At 71.4% G+C, this 18,481-nt stretch carries 17 protein-coding genes; 4 read left to right on the top strand and 13 right to left on the bottom strand.

Features of this window, described 5'->3' with window-relative positions:
- Positions 1–25: 25 nt before the first annotated feature.
- The 4 genes from IE269_RS33240 to IE269_RS33255 all read right to left on the bottom strand — a co-directional run bounded on the left by IE269_RS33240 (position 26) and on the right by IE269_RS33255 (position 3,546).
- Positions 26–2,479: an NACHT domain-containing protein gene (locus IE269_RS33240; protein WP_189826961.1), complete on the bottom strand. Its 2,454-nt coding sequence runs from the start codon at positions 2,477–2,479 to the stop codon at positions 26–28.
- Positions 2,480–2,579: 100 nt separating this feature from the next.
- Positions 2,580–2,924 (bottom strand): trypco2 family protein, encoded by a 345-nt coding sequence (locus IE269_RS33245; RefSeq protein ID WP_189826962.1) that lies wholly within the window; start codon positions 2,922–2,924, stop codon positions 2,580–2,582.
- A gap of 80 nt (positions 2,925–3,004) precedes the next feature.
- Positions 3,005–3,250: a hypothetical protein gene (locus IE269_RS33250; RefSeq protein ID WP_189826963.1), complete on the bottom strand. Its 246-nt coding sequence runs from the start codon at positions 3,248–3,250 to the stop codon at positions 3,005–3,007.
- Positions 3,247–3,546 (bottom strand): hypothetical protein, encoded by a 300-nt coding sequence (locus IE269_RS33255; RefSeq protein WP_189826964.1) that lies wholly within the window; start codon positions 3,544–3,546, stop codon positions 3,247–3,249. Before IE269_RS33255 ends, IE269_RS33250 begins: the two co-directional genes overlap by 4 nt.
- A 552-nt stretch (positions 3,547–4,098) precedes the next feature.
- Here IE269_RS33255 and IE269_RS33260 point away from each other — a divergent pair.
- Complete coding sequence (locus IE269_RS33260; RefSeq protein WP_189826965.1) at positions 4,099–4,701, top strand: M23 family metallopeptidase; 603 nt, start codon at positions 4,099–4,101, stop codon at positions 4,699–4,701.
- A 33-nt stretch (positions 4,702–4,734) separates the two neighbouring features.
- On the opposite strand, the gene IE269_RS33265 is transcribed toward IE269_RS33260, so the two are convergent.
- Complete coding sequence (locus tag IE269_RS33265; protein WP_189826966.1) at positions 4,735–5,319, bottom strand: TetR/AcrR family transcriptional regulator; 585 nt, start codon at positions 5,317–5,319, stop codon at positions 4,735–4,737.
- A gap of 125 nt (positions 5,320–5,444) precedes the next feature.
- Between IE269_RS33265 and IE269_RS33270 the strand changes: the two genes are divergently transcribed.
- On the top strand, positions 5,445–7,043 hold the full coding sequence (locus IE269_RS33270; RefSeq protein WP_189826967.1) for an MDR family MFS transporter: 1,599 nt from the start codon (positions 5,445–5,447) through the stop codon (positions 7,041–7,043).
- A 106-nt stretch (positions 7,044–7,149) separates the two neighbouring features.
- Here the strand turns inward: IE269_RS33270 and cseC are convergent, their stop codons facing one another.
- From cseC to IE269_RS33300, 6 genes are all read right to left on the bottom strand, one after another.
- Positions 7,150–8,454 (bottom strand): two-component system sensor histidine kinase CseC, encoded by a 1,305-nt coding sequence (gene cseC, locus IE269_RS33275; protein WP_189826968.1) that lies wholly within the window; start codon positions 8,452–8,454, stop codon positions 7,150–7,152.
- A gap of 71 nt (positions 8,455–8,525) precedes the next feature.
- Entirely contained in the window at positions 8,526–9,224 is a 699-nt protein-coding gene (gene cseB, locus IE269_RS33280) for a two-component system response regulator CseB (protein WP_189826969.1), read from the bottom strand.
- Between the two features lie 94 nt (positions 9,225–9,318).
- Positions 9,319–10,056: a hypothetical protein gene (locus IE269_RS33285; protein WP_229898420.1), complete on the bottom strand. Its 738-nt coding sequence runs from the start codon at positions 10,054–10,056 to the stop codon at positions 9,319–9,321.
- A 119-nt stretch (positions 10,057–10,175) separates the two neighbouring features.
- On the bottom strand, positions 10,176–10,745 hold the full coding sequence (locus IE269_RS33290; RefSeq protein WP_189826970.1) for a SigE family RNA polymerase sigma factor: 570 nt from the start codon (positions 10,743–10,745) through the stop codon (positions 10,176–10,178).
- A 167-nt stretch (positions 10,746–10,912) separates the two neighbouring features.
- The gene (locus IE269_RS33295; RefSeq protein WP_189826971.1) at positions 10,913–11,887 is read right to left on the bottom strand and encodes an HhH-GPD family protein; all 975 of its coding nucleotides are present in this window, start codon (positions 11,885–11,887) and stop codon (positions 10,913–10,915) included.
- Positions 11,888–12,046: 159 nt separating this feature from the next.
- A complete protein-coding gene (locus tag IE269_RS33300; protein ID WP_189826972.1) occupies positions 12,047–12,673 on the bottom strand; it encodes a phosphatase PAP2 family protein in 627 nt (208 codons plus the stop codon).
- A 184-nt stretch (positions 12,674–12,857) separates the two neighbouring features.
- Between IE269_RS33300 and IE269_RS33305 the strand changes: the two genes are divergently transcribed.
- On the top strand, positions 12,858–13,712 hold the full coding sequence (locus tag IE269_RS33305; protein WP_189826973.1) for a hypothetical protein: 855 nt from the start codon (positions 12,858–12,860) through the stop codon (positions 13,710–13,712).
- 73 nt (positions 13,713–13,785) lie between these two features.
- Here IE269_RS33305 and disA read toward each other — a convergent pair whose 3' ends face one another.
- A complete protein-coding gene (disA, locus tag IE269_RS33310; protein WP_189826974.1) occupies positions 13,786–14,925 on the bottom strand; it encodes a DNA integrity scanning diadenylate cyclase DisA in 1,140 nt (379 codons plus the stop codon).
- A 102-nt stretch (positions 14,926–15,027) separates the two neighbouring features.
- The gene (radA, locus tag IE269_RS33315) at positions 15,028–16,440 is read right to left on the bottom strand and encodes a DNA repair protein RadA (protein ID WP_189826975.1); all 1,413 of its coding nucleotides are present in this window, start codon (positions 16,438–16,440) and stop codon (positions 15,028–15,030) included.
- A 198-nt stretch (positions 16,441–16,638) separates the two neighbouring features.
- On the opposite strand from radA, the gene IE269_RS33320 reads away from it, so the two are divergent.
- On the top strand, positions 16,639–18,435 hold the full coding sequence (locus tag IE269_RS33320; RefSeq protein WP_229898417.1) for a sigma-70 family RNA polymerase sigma factor: 1,797 nt from the start codon (positions 16,639–16,641) through the stop codon (positions 18,433–18,435).
- Positions 18,436–18,481 lie beyond the last annotated feature (46 nt).

Genomic DNA, 18,481 nt, shown 5'->3' on the forward strand with positions numbered 1-18,481 from the left:
CCGGAGGCTCCTTGTGCCGCCGCCTTCACCCGGTGCCGGACCGCTGTGCCAGCGCCAACAGGAAGGACAGCTCCCTCCCTCGGTAGGTGCCGCCGGGTACGACCGCCTCGTGGTGCCGCTCCAGAAGAGGGAGCTGCGTGAGCTGCTCGGCTGTGCTGATGCGGAGTTCGTGCGGGGAGGACTGGAGTTCGGCGAGCACGGTCCGGGCGTACGCGTCGATCGGGAACATGGTCCAGACGTCCGTGAGGAACTGGGCGGTGTCCTCGTTCGCCACCCGGGCGAGTGAGGCGGCGTACGTCATGGCCTCCGGGCCGCCGATCCGGCCGAGCATGCGGACCGTGTAGTCGGCCTGGGTCATGCTCAACTCCCCGGGGGCGGGCAGCAGCGGGATGACGGACGGGCCCAGACGGGCGAGTTGCGCGGCGTGGTCCAGCCCGGCCGGCGGGACGACCGTGCGCAGGAGGTTGCGGATGTCGCGGGCCAGGGTCTCGTCCAGCCAGGTCGCGTGCTGCGCGCACAGGGCGGTGAGGACCGGGCGGCTGCCCACTTTCAGGAGGCCGCGCAGGAGTTCCGTCATGTCGCGACGGTTGCAGTGGCCGGCGGACAGGAGGATCACGTCCTCCCAGCGGGAGTCCTCGGCGTGGGTGAGGAGTTCCGGGAGGTGGCCGCCCTCGACGAATTCCTTGGCGGCGAGGAAATCCTGGAAAGTGCGGTGGGTGAATTGGAAGAAGTCGTCCACCCGCTCCTGGAGGAGCCCGGTCCGGTTCACCAGGTGATTGAGGATCTTGTCGGAGTCGGCCTGCTGCCGGATGCGTTCCATTCCGGCGAGGGCGGGCTGGATTTGGCGGATCGCCTGGAGCCGGGTGAATTCCGATTGGCCGCCCCTGACCTGCCACACCGCTATCCGCTGGAGGAGCTGGGTGTGTTCCTCGACGGTCATGTCGATGCCCTCGGGGCTGCCGATGCGGCGGCGTTTGTCGCGGTTGCCGAGGAGCATGTGGAGGGCGGACTGGTAGAGGGCCCAGCGGGTCTCCGGGAGGAAGCCCTGCCGGACGCGGTGCACGGCGCAGATCACCGCGCAGAGCAGTGGCGTACGGGCGAGGTCCGCGAGGGCGGGGTTCTGGCGGAACTGGTGGGAGAGGTCGTGTTCGAGGACGGGGAGGTCTTCGTGGGGGTCGGTGCTGCTGAGTGCGGCGGCCTTGTGCCAGGCGGCGACGAAGGACTGGATGTCGTTGTTCCGCATGGGGAGAAGGCGTAATTCTTCGAAGCCCTCGGAGCGGAGCCAGTCCGGGGCGACGGCCAGGGGGCGGGACGTGACGATGCAGCGGTTGTCGGGGAAGCGGGCCAGGAGATCCGCGAGCCAGGTGTGGGCGTCCTCGCGGTCGTCCTGCGAGACCTCGTCCAGGCCGTCCACCAGGATCAGCGCCCGGCCCGCCTTCAGGACCCGGCCCGCCCAGCCGTCCGGGGCCTCGTCGACCATCAGGCGGGAGGCGGAGGGCAGCCCGGCCGGGGTCGGGAAGGTGCGGCCCTGGGCGCGCAGCGTGCGCAGGGGGACGACGTACGGGACGAGGCCGTTGAGGTCGGCCAGCTCCGGGCTGAGCGTCCCGGCGGCGGCGTGCGCGGCGAGCCACCAGACGAGGGTGGTCTTGCCGGCTCCGGCGTCTCCGCGCAGGAGGACCCGGGGGCGCGAGGTGAGGAGGGTGTCGATGCGCTGCGGGGTGCGGGCGGACTCGGCGCCGGAGTGGGCCTCCAGGGTGAGGTAGGCGGTGTCCAGGTCCCATTCGGCGTCCTGCTTGCCGAGCTCGTCGAGGCCGAAGATCTTGGTCTTGCGGTAGGCGGCGCGGAGGGCGAGGGCGTATTCGCGTTCGTACGGGGGGTCTTCGGGGTGGGAGCCGGTGATGTGTTCAAGGGGCGGCAGCTCCCGGCCCGTGACCAGGCGGCACGCCTCGCGGAATCCCGCGCTCCCGGCGACCGACTCCAGCGGGACGCACAAGGCGCGGAGTCGCCCGCGGCCTCTCGGTACGGACTTGACCAGGCCGAGCAGATTGGCCCCGGAGAAGAGCGGAGCCCCGGAGAGCCCGGCCAGCGGCTCGGAGCCGTCCTCGCGGTCTTCCGCGGGCGGGCGGTCGAACTCGAAGACGAGGTCACGGTGGAGCAGACTGGCCGAAGGCAGGACCGTGCCGACGAAGTGGTCGGTGTCCAGCTTGTTGCCGTACCGGCTGATGTCGGGGAAGCCGACCACCTCGCAGTGGGGAAGCGACCGACTGGTGTCCAGAACGCTCAATCGGGTGCTGGACGGGGTCGTCGCGAGCCGCCGTTCCCGCAGGCCCGCCACGGACGTCGGCCGGCGCCACAGCAGCGCGGCGTCAATGTCCGCGTCATACCAGACGACCTTGAACAGGAGCGACTCGGCAGACCCGGGCCGCAGTATCCGTGCCTCCGCGTCAGGCTCACCGCCGACTATGTGTGCGCAGGTCAAGACCGTGTCCTCACCCAGGAGGATTCCGCTGCCCTGCCGACGCCCCAGAACGGCGACCAGGGACGGCCTCCGATGGATTCTGCCCATGGCTCTGTGCCTCTCAGCCCGCCTCGCCGGAGTTGCTCAGGTCCACCGGGGCGTCGTTGCCCACCTCCACCGGGTCGCCGGTCGAGGCGCGTTTGGGGGTGAGGGTCAGCGCCACCTTGTGCGTCCGTCCCGTCGCCGCGCCCACGTCCGTCCCCGCCTCCACCACCCACGCCTTGAACTTGGCCCCGCCCTTGGCTTCCCTGCGGAGCTCCACGAGGAACTCCATCTGGATGTCCCCCACGGCGAACGTGATGTCCTTGCCCGTCGCGCGTGCGGACGCGGCTAGCAACTGGTTGCGGACGGACTCCACCGCGTCCGCCAGTTCGATGCCGTCGTACGGGTGTGATGCGTCAGCCATTCCAGCCCCCAAGTGAAGACGAACCCTCCACCTTTACAACGGAGTTGGACGCTCCCCCGGTTCCCGCCCGCGCCCAGCGATCACGCGTGCACGATCCGCACCACCGTCACCACCAGCACCGCCGCACTCACGTAATAGACGACCACCGCCCCGCCCGCGACCCCCTGACGCCGGTCCTTCTCGCCCTTCACGTCACGCGTGCCCTGACCGTACGGATCACGCGCCAGTGCCCGCATCGCGTGCTCGAAGCGCTGGCGGAGGTCGGGGTGCATCGCGTGCCGGGCCGTCTCCGCGGCCGGGGCGTACTGGATGCGCAGACGGGTCATGAGGCTTCCGGTCGGGGCTCGTCGGACCCGGCGGACACGCAGTCGGAGAAGTCGCCCGAGGCCAGCCGGGCGAAGACCGCCTCGTCCTCCTCGGCGGCGTCCGTCGGCGCCAGCGCCCAGCGGGCCAGCACTAAGGGGAGGTCCAGGGCGGGGGTGCGGGCGATCTCGGCGTCCAGGTCGGCGGCCTGGGCGGGGGTGAGGGCGGCCCTGATGGTGGGGAGCGTGGCCGGCAGGTCGACGGCCCGGCCGCTCACCACCGTGTGCCACACGACGTCCGGTTCGCTGTTGTCGCCCATCCGGTGCCCCTCCCGCCCCGACGGCACTGCCCTCCGCCACCACCGTACGCCGACGCCCCTCATGCGGTTGAGACTTGCGCACGAGGGACGTGTGGGCGAGCGAAAGGACGAGGAGTCGTCCGTACGAGTGGGGCAGGCATGCCCGATTGACGCCGGATGTGCCCGTACGGAAAGGGAGACGCGGCCTGCTCGTGACAAGGCGCACAGGCCTTACGGGGCCTACTAGGGCCGGTAGTGGACCCTGCGGGGCCTTCGGCGGGACTTCGGGGGCGGCCGTGGAGTGACCTTCGGTCCGAGGGGAGGGGACCCTTCCCCGGCGAGGGTGAATGTCCGATTCAAGGTGCTCTGGCTAGGGCGTAAACCCGTTTCGCCGATGATTTTCCGGGTCGGCCGCAGGGGGTGCGAGGTCGTCAAGGGACCGAATTCCGGGGGTCTGGCTACGAGGCAGGGTCGTAGATGGGCCGTTTGGGGCTCCGTGGGGCAGCGGGTTACCAATGTGGAGCAAGCCCGGCGAACCCGCCGGGTTCTCCCGTCTCCGGAGGTTTCTCCCGTATGTCGAAGCTCGTGTCCCGCCGCGTCCGTAACGCCGTCGTCGCCGCCACGGTCGGCGCGGCGTGCGTGGCCGGAACCGGGAGCGCCTTCGCTGCGAGCGGCGCTCCGGTCAAGACCGCCCCCGCCAAGGCCGCAGCCGAGAAGAAGGCCCCCGCCGCCCAGGCGAAGGCCGCCAGGACCAAGCTCTGGGCCAAGCCCCTCCAGGGCGGCTACGCCCTCTCCGCCACCTTCGGCAAGGGCGGCAACATGTGGTCCCACAACCACTCCGGCCAGGACTTCGCCGTCCCCGTGGGCACCGTCGTGAAGGCCGCCTCCGCCGGCACCGTCGTCAAGGCCGGCCCCAACGGCGGCGGCGACGGCCCCGCGTACGGCAACGCGATCGTCGTCAAGCACACCAACGGCACGTACTCGCAGTACGCCCACCTGTCCCGCATCCAGGTCAAGATCGGCCAGCCGCTCGCCGCTGGCCAGCAGATAGCCCTCTCCGGCAACACCGGAAACTCCTCGGGCCCGCACCTGCACTTCGAGATCCGCACCACCCCGAACTACGGCTCCGCGGTCAACCCGGTCGCCTTCCTGCGCTCGGTCGGCGTCAACGTCTGACCCCGCGCGCGAAGAAAGCCCCGAAGGCCGTTCTCAGGACGCGTCCGCCTGTGTCACCAGGTCGATCGCGACTTCGAGGACGGCCTTCCGCTTGTCCTCCTCGTCGCCCTCGACCTCCTTCAGCGCGAACATCCCCGCGTGCATCGTGAACAGCGCGCTCATGCACCGCACCTGGTCGACCAGCGGCGCTTCCGGCTCCTTCATCAGGCCCATCATTTTGATCATCCGGCTCTTGAAGCTGTCGCCGATGCTCAGGTCCCGCACCGTCCCCTGGTTCTCCTGCATGAAGCGGAAGAGCGGGCCCGCGTTGGTCAGTGCGGCGCTGTAGCGGTTCAGCAGTTCCTTCTTGGTCTCCAGTGTGCGCGGCTGACCCTCGCCCCACTCGATCAGCTCGTCCATCGGCCGGGTCAGGTCCTGGAAGAGGCTGACCAGGATGTCTTCCTTGGTCTTGAAGTGGTAGTACAGCGCCGCCTTGGTGACGTCGAGTTCCTCGGCGATCTCCCGCAGCGAGGTCTTCTCGTACCCCTGCTCGCCGAACAGCCGCAGCGCCACGTCCTGGATGCGCTGGCGCGTGTCACCTCGGCGCTGCCGACCCGTTCCGCTGGCGCTGCTGGTCATCCTCGTACTCCCAAGGCTTGTTCAACTCACCGAAACTTACTTGACGACCGGCAAGTTAGCGGTCTACCTTCCTGAAGTGTAGCCAACTTGCCGGGCGGCAAGTAAGTACCCAAGGGGAGCGGAACATGACCACCACAGCGCCGCAAGCGGCGATACCAAAGCCTGAACAGGCGGGAAAGCAGCAGCGCAGCGTGCGTGTCGTGCTCCTCGCCCTCATGATCGCGATGTTGCTCGCGATGCTGGACAACATGATCATCGGCACCGCGATGCCGACCATCGTCGGCGAGCTGGGCGGCCTGGAGCACCTGTCCTGGGTGGTCACCGCCTACACCCTGACCACCGCCGCCTCCACCCCGATCTGGGGCAAGCTCGGCGACCTCTACGGCCGCAAGGGCATCTTCCTCACCTCGATCGTCGTCTTCGTCCTCGGCTCCGTGCTCAGCGGAATGGCCCAGGACATGGGCCAGCTGATCGGCTTCCGGGCCGTGCAGGGCCTCGGCGCGGGCGGTCTGATGGTCGGCGTCATGGCGATCATCGGCGACCTGATTCCGCCGCGTGAGCGCGGCAAGTACCAGGGCATGATGGCCGGCGTGATGGCGCTCGCCATGATCGGCGGCCCGCTGGTCGGCGGCGCGATCACCGACCACCTCGGCTGGCGCTGGTCCTTCTACATCAACGTGCCGCTCGGCGCGCTCGCCCTCGTCATGATCACCACCGTGCTGCACCTCCCGAAGAAGGAGCGCACCGGCAAGGGCTCGATCGACTACCTCGGCGCGGGCCTGCTGACCGTCGGCATCACCGCGATCGTGCTGGTCACCACCTGGGGCGGCACCGAGTACGCCTGGGGCTCCGGCCAGATCCTCGGCCTGATCGCCCTCGGCCTCCTCGCCATCGCGAGCTTCCTGTACGTGGAGACCAAGGCGGCGGAGCCCATCATCCCGCTGCACATCTTCCGCAACCGCAACTTCACCCTGATGTCCGTGATCGGCTTCATCGTCGGCTTCGTGATGTTCGGCGCGGTGCTTTACCTGCCGCTCTTCCAGCAGTCCGTGCAGGGCGCCTCGGCCACCAACTCCGGTCTGCTCCTGCTGCCGATGCTGCTGTCGATGATGGTCGTCTCGCTGGTCGTCGGCCGGGTCACCACCAACACCGGCAAGTACAAGCTGTTCCCGATCGCGGGCGGTGCGCTGATCACCGTCGGCCTGTTCCTGCTCGCCCAGATGGACACCGACACCTCGCGCCTGACCTCCGGCATCTACATGGCGGTGCTCGGCGCGGGCATGGGCTTCCTGATGCAGATCACGATGCTGGTCGCGCAGAACAGCGTCGAGCCCAAGGACATGGGCGTCGCGTCCTCGTCCACGACCCTTTTCCGTACGCTCGGCAGCTCCTTCGGCGTCTCGGTGATGGGCGCGCTGTTCACCGCCCGGGTCACCGACTCGATGGTCGCCCAGGGCGGCTCCACCGGCGGCATGTCCAAGGGTGCGGCGCTCGATGCCGCCAGCCTGGAGAAGCTGCCCGCCGCACTGCGGGAGATGTACCAGTTCGCCGTCTCCTCCGGCACGCACGGCGCGTTCCTGCTGGGGGCCGGCATCGCGGTGATCGCCCTGGTCGCGGCGTTCTTCGTCAAGGAGGTCGAGCTGAAGGGCGCCGGCCCGCAGAAGAAGGCCGACTCCGCCCCCGACGTCTCCCTGGAGAAGGACGCGGTGGCCGCCCAGGCGTAGGCGGTACGCCGCCCGGTTCAAGGGTTACGAGGAAGGGGCGTCCGGCACTCACCAGTGCCGGACGCCCCTTCCCCGTACCCGTACGAAGTCTCCGTACGAAGCCCGCTCAGCGCTTGCGCGGCGGCAGGTCCGCCAGGCTGACGATGGGGAAGCTGCCCGTCGCCGTCGGGGCGTGCTCCGGCAGCCACAGCACGGCGATCGCGCCCCCGTCCGCCTGCGCGTTGCGGAACGTCAGCCGCGCCCCCAGCACCTTCGCCTGGCCCGACGCGATGGTCAGCCCGAGGCCGTGCCCGTGGCCCGCGCGGTCGGTCGATCCGGTACGGAAACGGCTAGGCCCCTCCCGCAGCAGGTCCGCCGGGAAGCCCTTGCCGTGGTCACGGACCCGCACCACCCGGCCCTCGACGGTCACCTCGAACGGCGGCTTCCCGTGCTTGGCGGCATTGCCGAGGAGATTGCCGATGATGCGCTCCAGGCGGCGCGGATCGGTGTTGACCCAGCTCTCGTGCACCACCGTGACGACCGCGTCCGGATACAGCGACGCCACCCGCCGCGAGACGAACTCGCCCAGCGCGATCTCCTGCAGCTCCGCCCGCTCGGCGGCGCTGTCCAGCCGCGCCACCTCCAGCACGTCCTCCACCAGCGTCCGCAGCGCTTGCGCCCGGTCCCGCACCAACTCCGTCGGCCGGGACGGAGGCAGCAGTTCCGCCGCCGTGAGCAGGCCCGTCACCGGGGTGCGCAGTTCGTGCGCGATGTCGGCGGTGACCCGGCGCTCGGCCTCCACCCGCTCCTGGAGGGCATCGGTCAGCGCGTCCACCGCATGCGCCAGGTCGTCGGTCTCGTCCCGTACGACACCGCTGATCGCGTCCAGCACCCGTACCTGCGTATTGCCCTGCGCCACATCGGTGGCCGCGGAGGCGGCCCGGCGCAGGCGGCGCGAGATGGAGCCGCCGATGAGAATGCCCAGCGCCGTGCCGCCCACGACGACCGCGCTCGACGCGATGACCAGCGACCGGTCGAGGTCGTCGACGACGGCCGCGTTGTTCGGGAAGCGGGTGTGCAGGGAGAGGATGTCGCCGCCCGGGTAGGGGACCGCCGCCCACACCTCGGGCACGCCCTTCGGGTCCTCCTGGACATGGGTGGCGCGGCGGCCGTGCGCCAGCTTGGCGCGCAGTTCGGCGGGCAGGTCGGGGTCGTTCAGCTTGGAGCCGACCTTGGGGTCGCGGGAGGACTCGTACAGCCGCTGGGCGAACTGGAGGCGCTCCAGTTGCAGGTCACGGGCGTTGTCGAGCATGGAGACGCGCGCCGAGTTGTGCACGACGAGGCTCAGCAGCACGGCGATCAGGGCGCTCACGCCGGCGATCGCGAAGCTGATCTTCCAGCGGATGCCGGTGCGCAGGGCGAAACGTCTCATGCGGGGCTCTCCGCGCTTCACAGGCATGTCTTCACAGGCAGGACTTCACAGGCAGGTCTTCACAGAAGGGGTCAGGCCTTCAACTTGTAGCCGAAGCCGCGGACCGTCTCGATCCGGTCCTGGCCGATCTTCGTGCGCAGCCGCTGCACGTGGACGTCCACGACCCGGGTGTCGCCGCCCCAGCCGTAGTCCCAGACCCGCTCCAGCAGCTTGTCGCGGGAGAGCACGGTGCCGGGCGCCGAGGAGAACTCCAGCAGCAGCCGCATCTCGGTCGGGGTCAGCGCGACGGGCTCGCCGTTCTTGCGGACCTCCATGCCCTCGGTGTCGACCTCCAGCTCGCCGAAGGTCAGCACCCCGCCCTCGCCGCCCTCCACAGGCTCCGGAGCGCCCCCGCCCGACGCATGGCCGAAGCGGCGCAGCACCGCGCGGATGCGGGCGACCAGCACCGACCCGTCGAAGGGCTTGGTCACGTAGTCGTCGGCCCCGGCCTCCAGGCCCAGCACCACGTCGATGGAGTCGGCCCGCGCCGAGAGCATGATCACCGGCACGGTCGACTCGTCACGGATGCGCCGGCACAGGCTCACCCCGTCCATGCCCGGCAGCATCACGTCCAGCAGCGCGATGTCCGGCTGCTGCGCGCGGAAGGCCTCCAGGCCCGAGAGACCGTCGGGCATCGCGGTGACGGTGAACCCGTCCCGCTCCAGGGCGAGCTGGGTCGCCTCACGGATCACATCGTCGTCCTCGACGAACAGAACGTGCGTATCGGCCATGCGGTGCTCTCTGCTCTCTCGGTCCGGGCCTCTCGCGGTCCGGTCTCACTCGGCCCGGAGGCAGGGGTGATGTTCCACGTGAAACATCACCCGGTCAGCCCTCGGGGGACGGCGTGTCGTCGGCCCTGCCGGTCGGTTCGGTCGCGGCGGGGGTCGGGTCGGCCCGCCTCTTCTTCTCCTCGTCCTGGTCGGGGCTCTGCACCTCGCCCTGCTTGTCGCCGTTGCCGACGGCCTTGCTGTAGTTGTTCTCCACCTTGTCGTGCTCGACGAACTTCTGCCCCATCCAGCGGTACGTCACGATCACCTCGCCGGAGGGGAACGCCACCGCGTCGCCCTTCTTGTACTCCGGACGGGTCACCACCAGGTCGCCCCGGTCGATCGACGCGTACACCGCGGGCTCCTCGGCCACGAAGACGTTGGTGTAGCGGCCATTGTCCTCGCGGAAGACATAACTGCCGATCCCCACGGCATCCCCGCAGGTCATCACGTTCACGATGACATCGTCCGAGGTGTTGCCGGTGACCTTCCCGTAGGAGGCGTCGACCGGGTAGATGTCCTTCACACAGGGTTTGAGGTCGCGCTTGACCGTCTCGCTGACCTTCGGGTCGTTCTTCAGCAGCTCGACCGGGTCCATCCGGGCGGCCGGGACGGTCGAGGCCGGTGCGTCGGCCTCCGTGGAGGAGGTGGCCTGCGGCGTCGGGTCGACCTTGGCCGCGACCGGGTCACTGCGGGCCGGACCCTCGTCGCGCGTGCCGGTGCCGACCGCACTGCACGAGACTCCGAACAGGCCGACGGCGGCGAGGCCGGCCATCGCCGTTCCACTCACCGCCAGTACGTTCCGGTGGGACTTCTCCCGGTCCCGGGAACCGGATTTGTGCCCGATCGTGGTGCAGTCGTCGGGGGAGGCCCCTCGGCCGTCCCCCTCCGCCGTACCCAGATCGCTCCGCCTGCCTAGGCCGCGCACCGCTCCTGCCCCCGTTCGACCCGCACTCCGCCACGCATGTCTTCGCGCTCCAGGGCCCTGGCGTCCAGGTCCCTGCTCTCCAGTTCCTGCCGGAGCCGGGCGAGTGCCCGGTGCAGGGTGCTCTTGACCGTACCGGCAGACATGCCCAGTGCGGCAGCGGTCTCCTCGGTGCTCATCTGCTCCCAGTGCCGCAATACGACCACGCTGCGCTGCTTCGGCGCCAGCACCCCGAGGATGTCCATGAGCAGGGCGCGGTCGGCGCGCTGCTCCGTGCCGTCCTCGACGCGGGCGTCGGGCAGCTGCTCGGTGGGAACCTCGTCCAGCTTGCGGGCCCGCCACCACTCCGTACGCGTGTTGATCATGACACGTCGCAGGTAGGCGTCGGCCAGCGACTTGTCCTCGATGCCGTCCCAGCGGCCGTAGGTGCGGGCCAGCGCGGTCTGGAGGAGGTCCTGGGCGTCGACCGGGTCCGGGACGAGTCGGCGGGCACTGCGCAGCAGGGCCTCCTGCCGCGTGCGTACGTACTCCTCGAATCCGAGCACCTCGCCGTGCGCCATTCGAACCGCCTCCGTCCCGTCCCGTTTTCAGCCGGTGGTCAATTCCGGCTGCCGTTCCCCTGTGTCCATGAAGTTACGGAGGCGTTGTCACGGGGTTGTGCGGGTCAGCGCTCGGAGGGCGCACGGCTGTCCATCGGTTGTGTAACGACGGAACCCCTCCAGGAGGTTTAACTCTGCGGAAGCCGGTAAACGCCACCCTCCAGCGGCTCCACCAAACCGTCCGAAACCAGCCCGTCCAGGGCACGTGCCCGCTGCACCGGCTCATGCCACACGGCGTCAAGTTCCTTCTGCGGTACGGGAGTCACGGACTCCCGCAACACGGCCAGCAGCCGCCCGCGCACCTGACGGTCGGTACCGGCGTACGTCTGCGCCTTGCGCGCCGGGCCCTCGTGCGGAGGCTTGCCCGCCTGCAGCCAGGCGCACTTCGCGGAGATCGGACAGCGCCCGCACTCCGGGTTCTTCGCCGTGCACACCAGTGCGCCCAGCTCCATCGAGGACGCCGCCCAGCGGGCCGCGGTCTCCGTCTCCTCGGGCAGCAGCGCGCGGGCCAGCTTGCGCTCGGCGGCGGTGGTCGCGTTCGGCGGGTACTCGACGCCGGTCACCGCGCGGGCGATCACCCGGCGGACGTTGGTGTCCAGCACCGCGTGCCGCTGTCCGTACGCGAAGGAGGCCACGGCGGCGGCCGTGTACTCGCCGATGCCGGGCAGCGACAGGAGCTGTGCGTGCTCGGACGGTACGTCGCCGCCGTGCCGCTCCGTTATGGCGGTGGCCGCGCCGTGCAGCCGCAGCGCCCGGCGCGGGTAGCCGAGCCGGCCCCAGGCGCGGACGGCCTCGCCGGAGGGCTCGGCGGCCAGGTCGGCGGGGCGCGGCCAGCGGGCCAGCCACTGCTCGTACACCGGAAGCACCCGGCTGACGGGGGTCTGCTGGAGCATGAACTCGCTGACCATCACCCCCCACGGGCCCGCCTCGGGGCGCCGCCAGGGGAGGTCGCGGGCGTTGGCCGTAAACCAGAGGTTGACGTCGGGGTGGAGGACGGGCAGCTCGCCGCCGTGCTGGTCGGGCACGGTCGCGGCGGCCCTGGACGGGGTCGCGGACATGGGCTCGGACGGGGTCTGGGGCGTGAACTCAGTGGTCGCAGTCATGGCACTTCCGATCCTGGCACGAAACGGTGTGCGGACGGCCGAGGCGGGACACGGAACCGCCCGCCGATGTGAGCGCGCTCATGTCAGGTCCGCCGGTACGGGCCGTCGTCCCGGGGCCTTCGGCAAGGGCCCTCGTCCCGGGGCCTTCGGTACGGGCCCTCATGTCAGGCTCCTGGACCGGCGGGCCGCACCGGGCCCCGCGAACCACACCAGCAGGCCCAGGCTCGACGCCCGCATCCACATGATCGCGCCCTGTGCCAGCCGCGCCGACACCCACACCAGCACCGCCGCCCCGATCCCGCCGAACAGCAGCCCGACCAGCACGTCGTGCGGGTAGTGCACGCCGACGAACACCCGCGAGAACGCCATCAGCACCGCCATCGGCGCGACGAACACCGCGAGCCGGGGCCAGGCCAGGATCAGCCCGGCCGCCGCCGCGCCCGCGATCACCGAGTGGTTGCTCGGGAACGACCAGTCGCCCACCGCGGGGCACTCCACCAGCGGCTTCGCCGCCCGCGCCACCGCCCGGCAGGGCCGGTCCTCGTTGATGAACGACTTCAGCAGCTCGCTCGCCACGTACATCACCCCGGTCGCCAGCGGCGCGAGCACCGCGACCGCCACGGAGGCCGCGCTGTCGCCGCGCGAGCGCCACCACACGACGAGGAAGAGGCCGGCGAAGACCAGCAGCCCCAGCTCCGTCCATATCTCGGCGAGGAACTGGAACCAGCCGGGGGTGGAGTGCGCGAAGTTGAGGATGGCGCGGTAGAGCGCGCTGCTGGTTTCCATGCCCCCAGACGTTACGGAATGGACGGGCGGCGTTCACAATCGCCGATCGTCGACTCCTGTGCGTGACGGAGCATGACGAAAGTCGTGTGCGGGATCGTCAGCCAGGATGATGATCGGCAAAAGTTGTCGCGACAGCGGCGGGTGGGGCAGGAGTTGGGGCCTCTTCTCTCGTAGAGTTCGGGCCGTGGGATCTCTGCGTAATCCAGTCGGGCCGCTCCCCTCCTCCATTTACTGGCGACGGAGGGCCGTCGGGCTGTCCTTGCTGGCGCTGTTGGTGGTGCTGGTGCTGTGGATCGTGCTCTCCGGAGGGGGAGACGACGACAAGAACGGCAAGGGCAAGGGAGGTCCCTCGCCCGCCGCCTCCATCACCCCGGGCCCGTCGGCCACGGGGCCCGTCGTACCGGGCGAGCCGGGCGGACGCGACCAGCCGGGGGACGCCAACGGGGGTGCGGACGGCGGGAGTACGGGGTCCGGGTCGGGTTCCGCGGGCTCCGGCTCCGCGGGTTCCGGTTCTGCGGGTTCCGGCTCCGCTGGTACGGGGACGGGCGGGGCCGGTGGTGGCGCCGGTGCGGGCGGTGCGGGCGGTGCGTCCGGGGCGGGAGGTGCCGGGGGCAGCGGGCAGCAGGTTCCGGCGAATTCCTCCTTGCCCAACTGTGCTGCGGGGGCCGTCGAGTTGACGCTCAGCGCGGTCAAGGTTCAGGTGCCGGTGGACGAGCCCGCGAAGTTCATGGTGACCGCGAAGAACACGTCGGCGGCGGCCTGCAAGCTGGACCTCGGTCCCGAGGGCGCGGTCGTCACCGTGAAGAACGACTCCAGCGAGAAGGTCTGGTCCTCGAAGGACTGCGTCAAGGGCGCACGGAACGTCTTCTTCCAGCTTCCGGCGAAGGGGCAGGTCACGCAGGTCGTCACCTGGGACCGCAAGCCGAGCGACGCGGCGAAGTGCGACGTCCCGGCGGGCGGTCCGGTGGCGCCCGGCACCTATGTGGTGGAACTGGCCGGAGCCAAGTTCCCCGCCTCCGTCTCGCTCCAGAAGGACTGAGTCCCGCCGGAAGGGCTGAACCCCTCCTGAAGGACTGAGATCCCTTCAGGAGGACTGACCCCGGGCCGTCCCGCTAGACGTACCGCTCCAGGATCGAGGACTCGGCCAGGCGGGACAGGCCCTCGCGGACCGAGCGGGCGCGGGCCTCGCCGACGCCGTCGACCGTCTGGAGGTCGTCCACGCTCGCGGCCAGCAGCTTCTGGAGCCCGCCGAAGTGCTCGACCAGGCGCTCGATGATCGCGCCCGGCAGGCGCGGCACCTTGGCCAGGAGGCGGTAGCCGCGCGGGGAGACCGCCGAGTCGAGGGTCTCCGGGGAGCCGCTGTAGCCCAGGGCGCGGGCCACGATGGGCAGTTCGAGCAGCTCGCTGTGGGAGAGGGCGTCCAGCTCGGTGAGGGCTTCGGCCACCGTGCGGGAGCGTTTCGCCGTGGGCTCGGGGACGTAGTCCCGTACGACCAGTTCGCGTTCCGGCTCGACGCCCGCGATCAGCTCGTCCAGCTGGAGCGAGAGCAGACGGCCGTCGGTGCCCAACTCGACGACGTACTCGGCGATTTCGGTGGCGATCCGGCGGACCATTTCGAGGCGCTGGGCTACCGCCGTCACGTCGCGGACCGTGACCAGGTCCTCGATCTCCAGGGCGGAGAGGGTGCCGGCGACCTCGTCCAGGCGGAGCTTGTAGCGCTCCAGGGTGGCCAGCGCCTGGTTGGCGCGGGAGAGGATCGCGGCCGACTCCTCCAGGACGCGGCGCTCGCCGTTCACGTACAGGGCGATCAGGCGCATCGACTGGGAGACCGAGACGACGGGGAAGTGGCACTGCTTGGAGACGCGGTCCGCCGTGCGGTGGCGGGTGCCGGTCTCCTCGGTGGGGATGGAGGCGTCCGGCACCAGCTGCACGCCCGCGCGCAGGATCTTGGTGATGTCCTTGTCGAGGATGAGCGCGCCGTCGAGCTTGCACAGCTCGCGCAGACGGGTCGCGGTGAACTCGACGTCCAGCACGAAGCCGCCCGTGCACATCGACTCGACGGTCTTGTCCATGCCGAGGACGATCAGCCCGCCGGTGTTGCCGCGCAGGATGCGCTCCAGGCCGTCGCGGAGGGCCTGCCCGGGGGCGACGGCGCTCAGCGAGGCACGGATCTGGGCCTCGTTGCCAGAGCCGGAGTTGCTGGAGCCTCCGCCGGACTTTCCGGGTGATGAGGCCCGGTCGTTGGCTGCCACTGCACTCCTCCGGATACGGGGGTCACGGGTCGGGGCCGCCCCTGGCAGGGGCGGTCAACTTCGCCTCGCGTACGCGGTGGACAGGCGAGACCAGGGCAAAGTCTACCGGCGCTCCTCCTCGCTCCGTGGGGCCTGTGCGCGAGACCGGCGCGGAAGGGCCAGCAGAGCGGCTCCCATGTCGGCGACTTCGGTCACCTTCATGCCCGCCGGAACCTTGCCCGGATCGGTCGGGACCAGGGCATGGGTGAAGCCGAGGCGGTGGGCTTCGGCCAGGCGCCGCTGGACGCCGGTGACCCGGCGGATCTCCCCGGCCAGACCCACTTCGCCGATCGCGACCAGGTTCTTGGGGAGCGGGGTGTCGGACGCGGCGGAGGCCAGGGCGAGGGCGACGGCCAGGTCGGAGGCGGGCTCGGTCAGCTTCACGCCGCCCACCGTCGCGCAGTAGATGTCGCGCTTGCCGAGCGCGCTGATCTTCCCGCGCTGCTCCAGCACCGCCAGCATCATCGAGACGCGGGAGGTCTCCAGGCCGGAGGTGGTGCGCCGGGGGGAGGGGATCTGCGAGTCGACCGTGAGCGCCTGGACCTCGGTGACCAGGGGGCGGCGGCCCTCCAGGGTGACCGTCAGACAGGTGCCGGGGACGGCGACGTCGCGGCGGGTGAGGAAGAGGCCGGAGGGGTCGGCGAGGCCCGTGATGCCCTCGTCGTGCAGCTCGAAGCAGCCGACCTCGTCGGTGGCCCCGTACCGGTTCTTGACGCCCCGGACCAGGCGGAGGCGGGCGTGCCGGTCGCCCTCGAAGGACAGGACGACGTCGACCAGGTGCTCCAGCAGGCGGGGGCCCGCGATATTGCCGTCCTTGGTGACGTGGCCGACGAGCAGGGTCGCCATGCCGCGTTCCTTGGAGGCCCGGATGAGGGCCGCCGTGACCTCCCTGATCTGGGCCACGCCGCCGGGCGCGCCGTCGAGCTCGGCGGAGGCGACGGTCTGCACGGAGTCGAGGATGAGGAGGGTGGGCTTGACCGCGTCGAGGTGGCCCAGCACGGCGGCGAGGTCGGTCTCGGCCGCCAGGTAGAGGTGGTCGCTGACCGCCTTGATCCGGTCCGCGCGCAGCCGGACCTGGCTCGCGGACTCCTCCGCCGTGACGTACAGCGTGCGGTGCTCGTCGTCGGCGGCCTTCGCGGCGACGTCGAGCAGCAGCGTCGACTTGCCGACGCCCGGCTCGCCCGCCACCAGGACCACCGCGCCGGGCACCAGCCCGCCGCCGAGCACCCGGTCCAGCTCGGGCACGCCGGTGGAGCGGGCGGTGGCGGTGCGGACGTCGACCTGGCCGATGGGGAGCGCGGCCGTGGAGACCCGGCCGGCCGCGGTCGTACGGACCGCGGGCGCGCCGCCGTACTCCTCGACCGTGCCCCAGGCCTGGCACTCGGGGCAGCGGCCGAGCCACTTGACGGCCGTCCAGCCGCATTCGGTGCAGCGGTAGGACGGCCGGTCCTTCGCGGATTTCGTACGGGCAGCCATGGCGTCACCGTACAGAGGGGGTCTGACAATGCGCCCCGGGCACCGCCACGGGGTGTGAGGGCATAGGCCAGTGGTACGGGACAGAACATGGCGGAATGAGGGATTCCTGTCCCCTTTTGAGGGATCTGTTCACCCGTACGGATTAAAAGGGCTCAAGGGAAGCGAGGGGGCGGGCGTACCGCCCCTACGGTCGGCCGGGTGACGACCAGCAGGCGGGAGCAGAACCCCACGCGCCCCACACGCCCCACACCACCCACCGGTGCCGCCGGTGGCGCGGGCGCGTCCGGCGGCAGCACCGGCGCGCACCGGTCCCACCGGCGCGCCCCCCGCACGCTGACCCAGCGGCCCCCGAGCCGCTACGAGCCGTACCTCGACGGCCTGTTCACCTACGCCCTGTCCGTCCTGCGCGACCACGACGTCGCGACCGCCGTGCTCGGTGACGTCCTGGCCCTCTCCGAGCGCAGCTTCTCGCGCAGCCCCGCCGGTGAACCGGAACGCCGGGCCTGGCTCTACGCCCTCGCCCGCTGGTCCTGCCTGCGCCGCCTCGCCGACGAGAAGCGCCGCCGCCAGGCCTCGCACGGCGGCCACCAGGCCCACCGCCCGCCCTCGGCCGTACCGGAACCGGAACTCCCCGTCGAGGAGAGCGTGGCGCGGGCCCGCCACGCCGACCTGGCCCGGCTCGCCTGGCCCGAGGCCGCCGGAACCTCGCCGGAGCAGCGGGAAGCCCTGGAACTGGCGGTACGCCACGGGCTCGGCGCCCGGCAGGTCGCGGCCGTGCTGGGCCTCGACTACCCGGCGGCCCGCGAACTCCTCGCCGCCGCGGCCTGCGAGGTCGAACGGACCCGGGCGGCGCTGCTGGTCGTCGAGAGCGGGGCCTGCCCCACCGTGACCCGGCTGACCGGGGACGACCAGGTGCTGCTCAGCACGGCCCTGCGCGCGGAGCTCGTACGACATGTGGACGAGTGCCCCCTGTGCCGGCGGGCCGCCGAACGGGCCGGGGCGGGCGGGCCCTGGCCGGGCACCGGCGCGTCCCCGGGGCGGCTCCCGCTGGTCGAGGCGCCGCGCTCGGCCGCGTACATGGCGATGCTGCACGCACCGAGGGTGCCGCGCGGCGGCACACCGCGCTTCGACCGCGACGGCTTCCCGCTCGACCCCAAGGACCGGGCGGCGCGGCGCGAACGGCTGCGGACCCGGGCCGTGACGACCACCGTGGTGGCCACCGTCGTGGCCGCGCCGGTGCTGGCGCTGTGGGCGGCGTACCGGGCACCCGCCACGGGGGAGGGGCACCGGGGCGCGTCCGTCACCGCGAGCGAGGACGAAGGCGCGGTGGGCCGGCACGGCTCGCCTTACGAGAACGCGGGGAGCGCGCGGGGCAGGCCCGACAGCGGGGCGCGGGACGTCGCGGTGAAGGTGCTCACACCCGGGCGGACGGCGGCGCCCGGCGCGGGGCGGCTCGCGATCACGGCGGAGTCGTCGGGCGGGGCGACCGTGGTGCGGCTGAGTGCGTCGGGGGATGCGGCGGTGACGTGGTCGATGTGGGCCAACGTGCCGTGGCTGCACCTGAGTCGGGGGGCGGGGGTGCTGGCGCCGGGGGAGTCGGTGGCGGTGTACGTGATCGTGGACAGGGAGAAGGAACCCCGGGAGGCGTGGACGGCGCGGGTGGGGGTGGCGCCGTGCGGGGCGGTGGTGTCGGTGAGCGGGAGGGGGGCGGGGGCGTCGGTTCCGGTGCCGGGGTCGGGGGGCGGGGAGCCGACGGAGGGGCCGTCGGCGCTGCCCACCGGGCCGCCCACGCAGCCTCCGACCGTGCCGCCGACGGCACCCCCGACGCAGCCGCCGACCTCGCCGCCCACGGAGCAGCCCTCCACGCCACCGCCGAGCGCTCCGCCCACGGAGCCGACCGGAGAGCCTTCGTCGCCGGGGCCGACGGGGGAGCCCAGCCCATCTGCCCCGCCGTCGGAGCCGGTGCCCTCGGCGAGCGCGCAGCCGTCGCCCTAGGCGGTCCCAGGGGTGCCCCCGGTGTCGCCCGGCCCGCTGGGGCGGG

This window comes from Streptomyces spiroverticillatus, assembly GCA_014650415.1.
Taxonomy (GTDB): Bacteria; Actinomycetota; Actinomycetes; order Streptomycetales; family Streptomycetaceae; genus Streptomyces; species Streptomyces spiroverticillatus.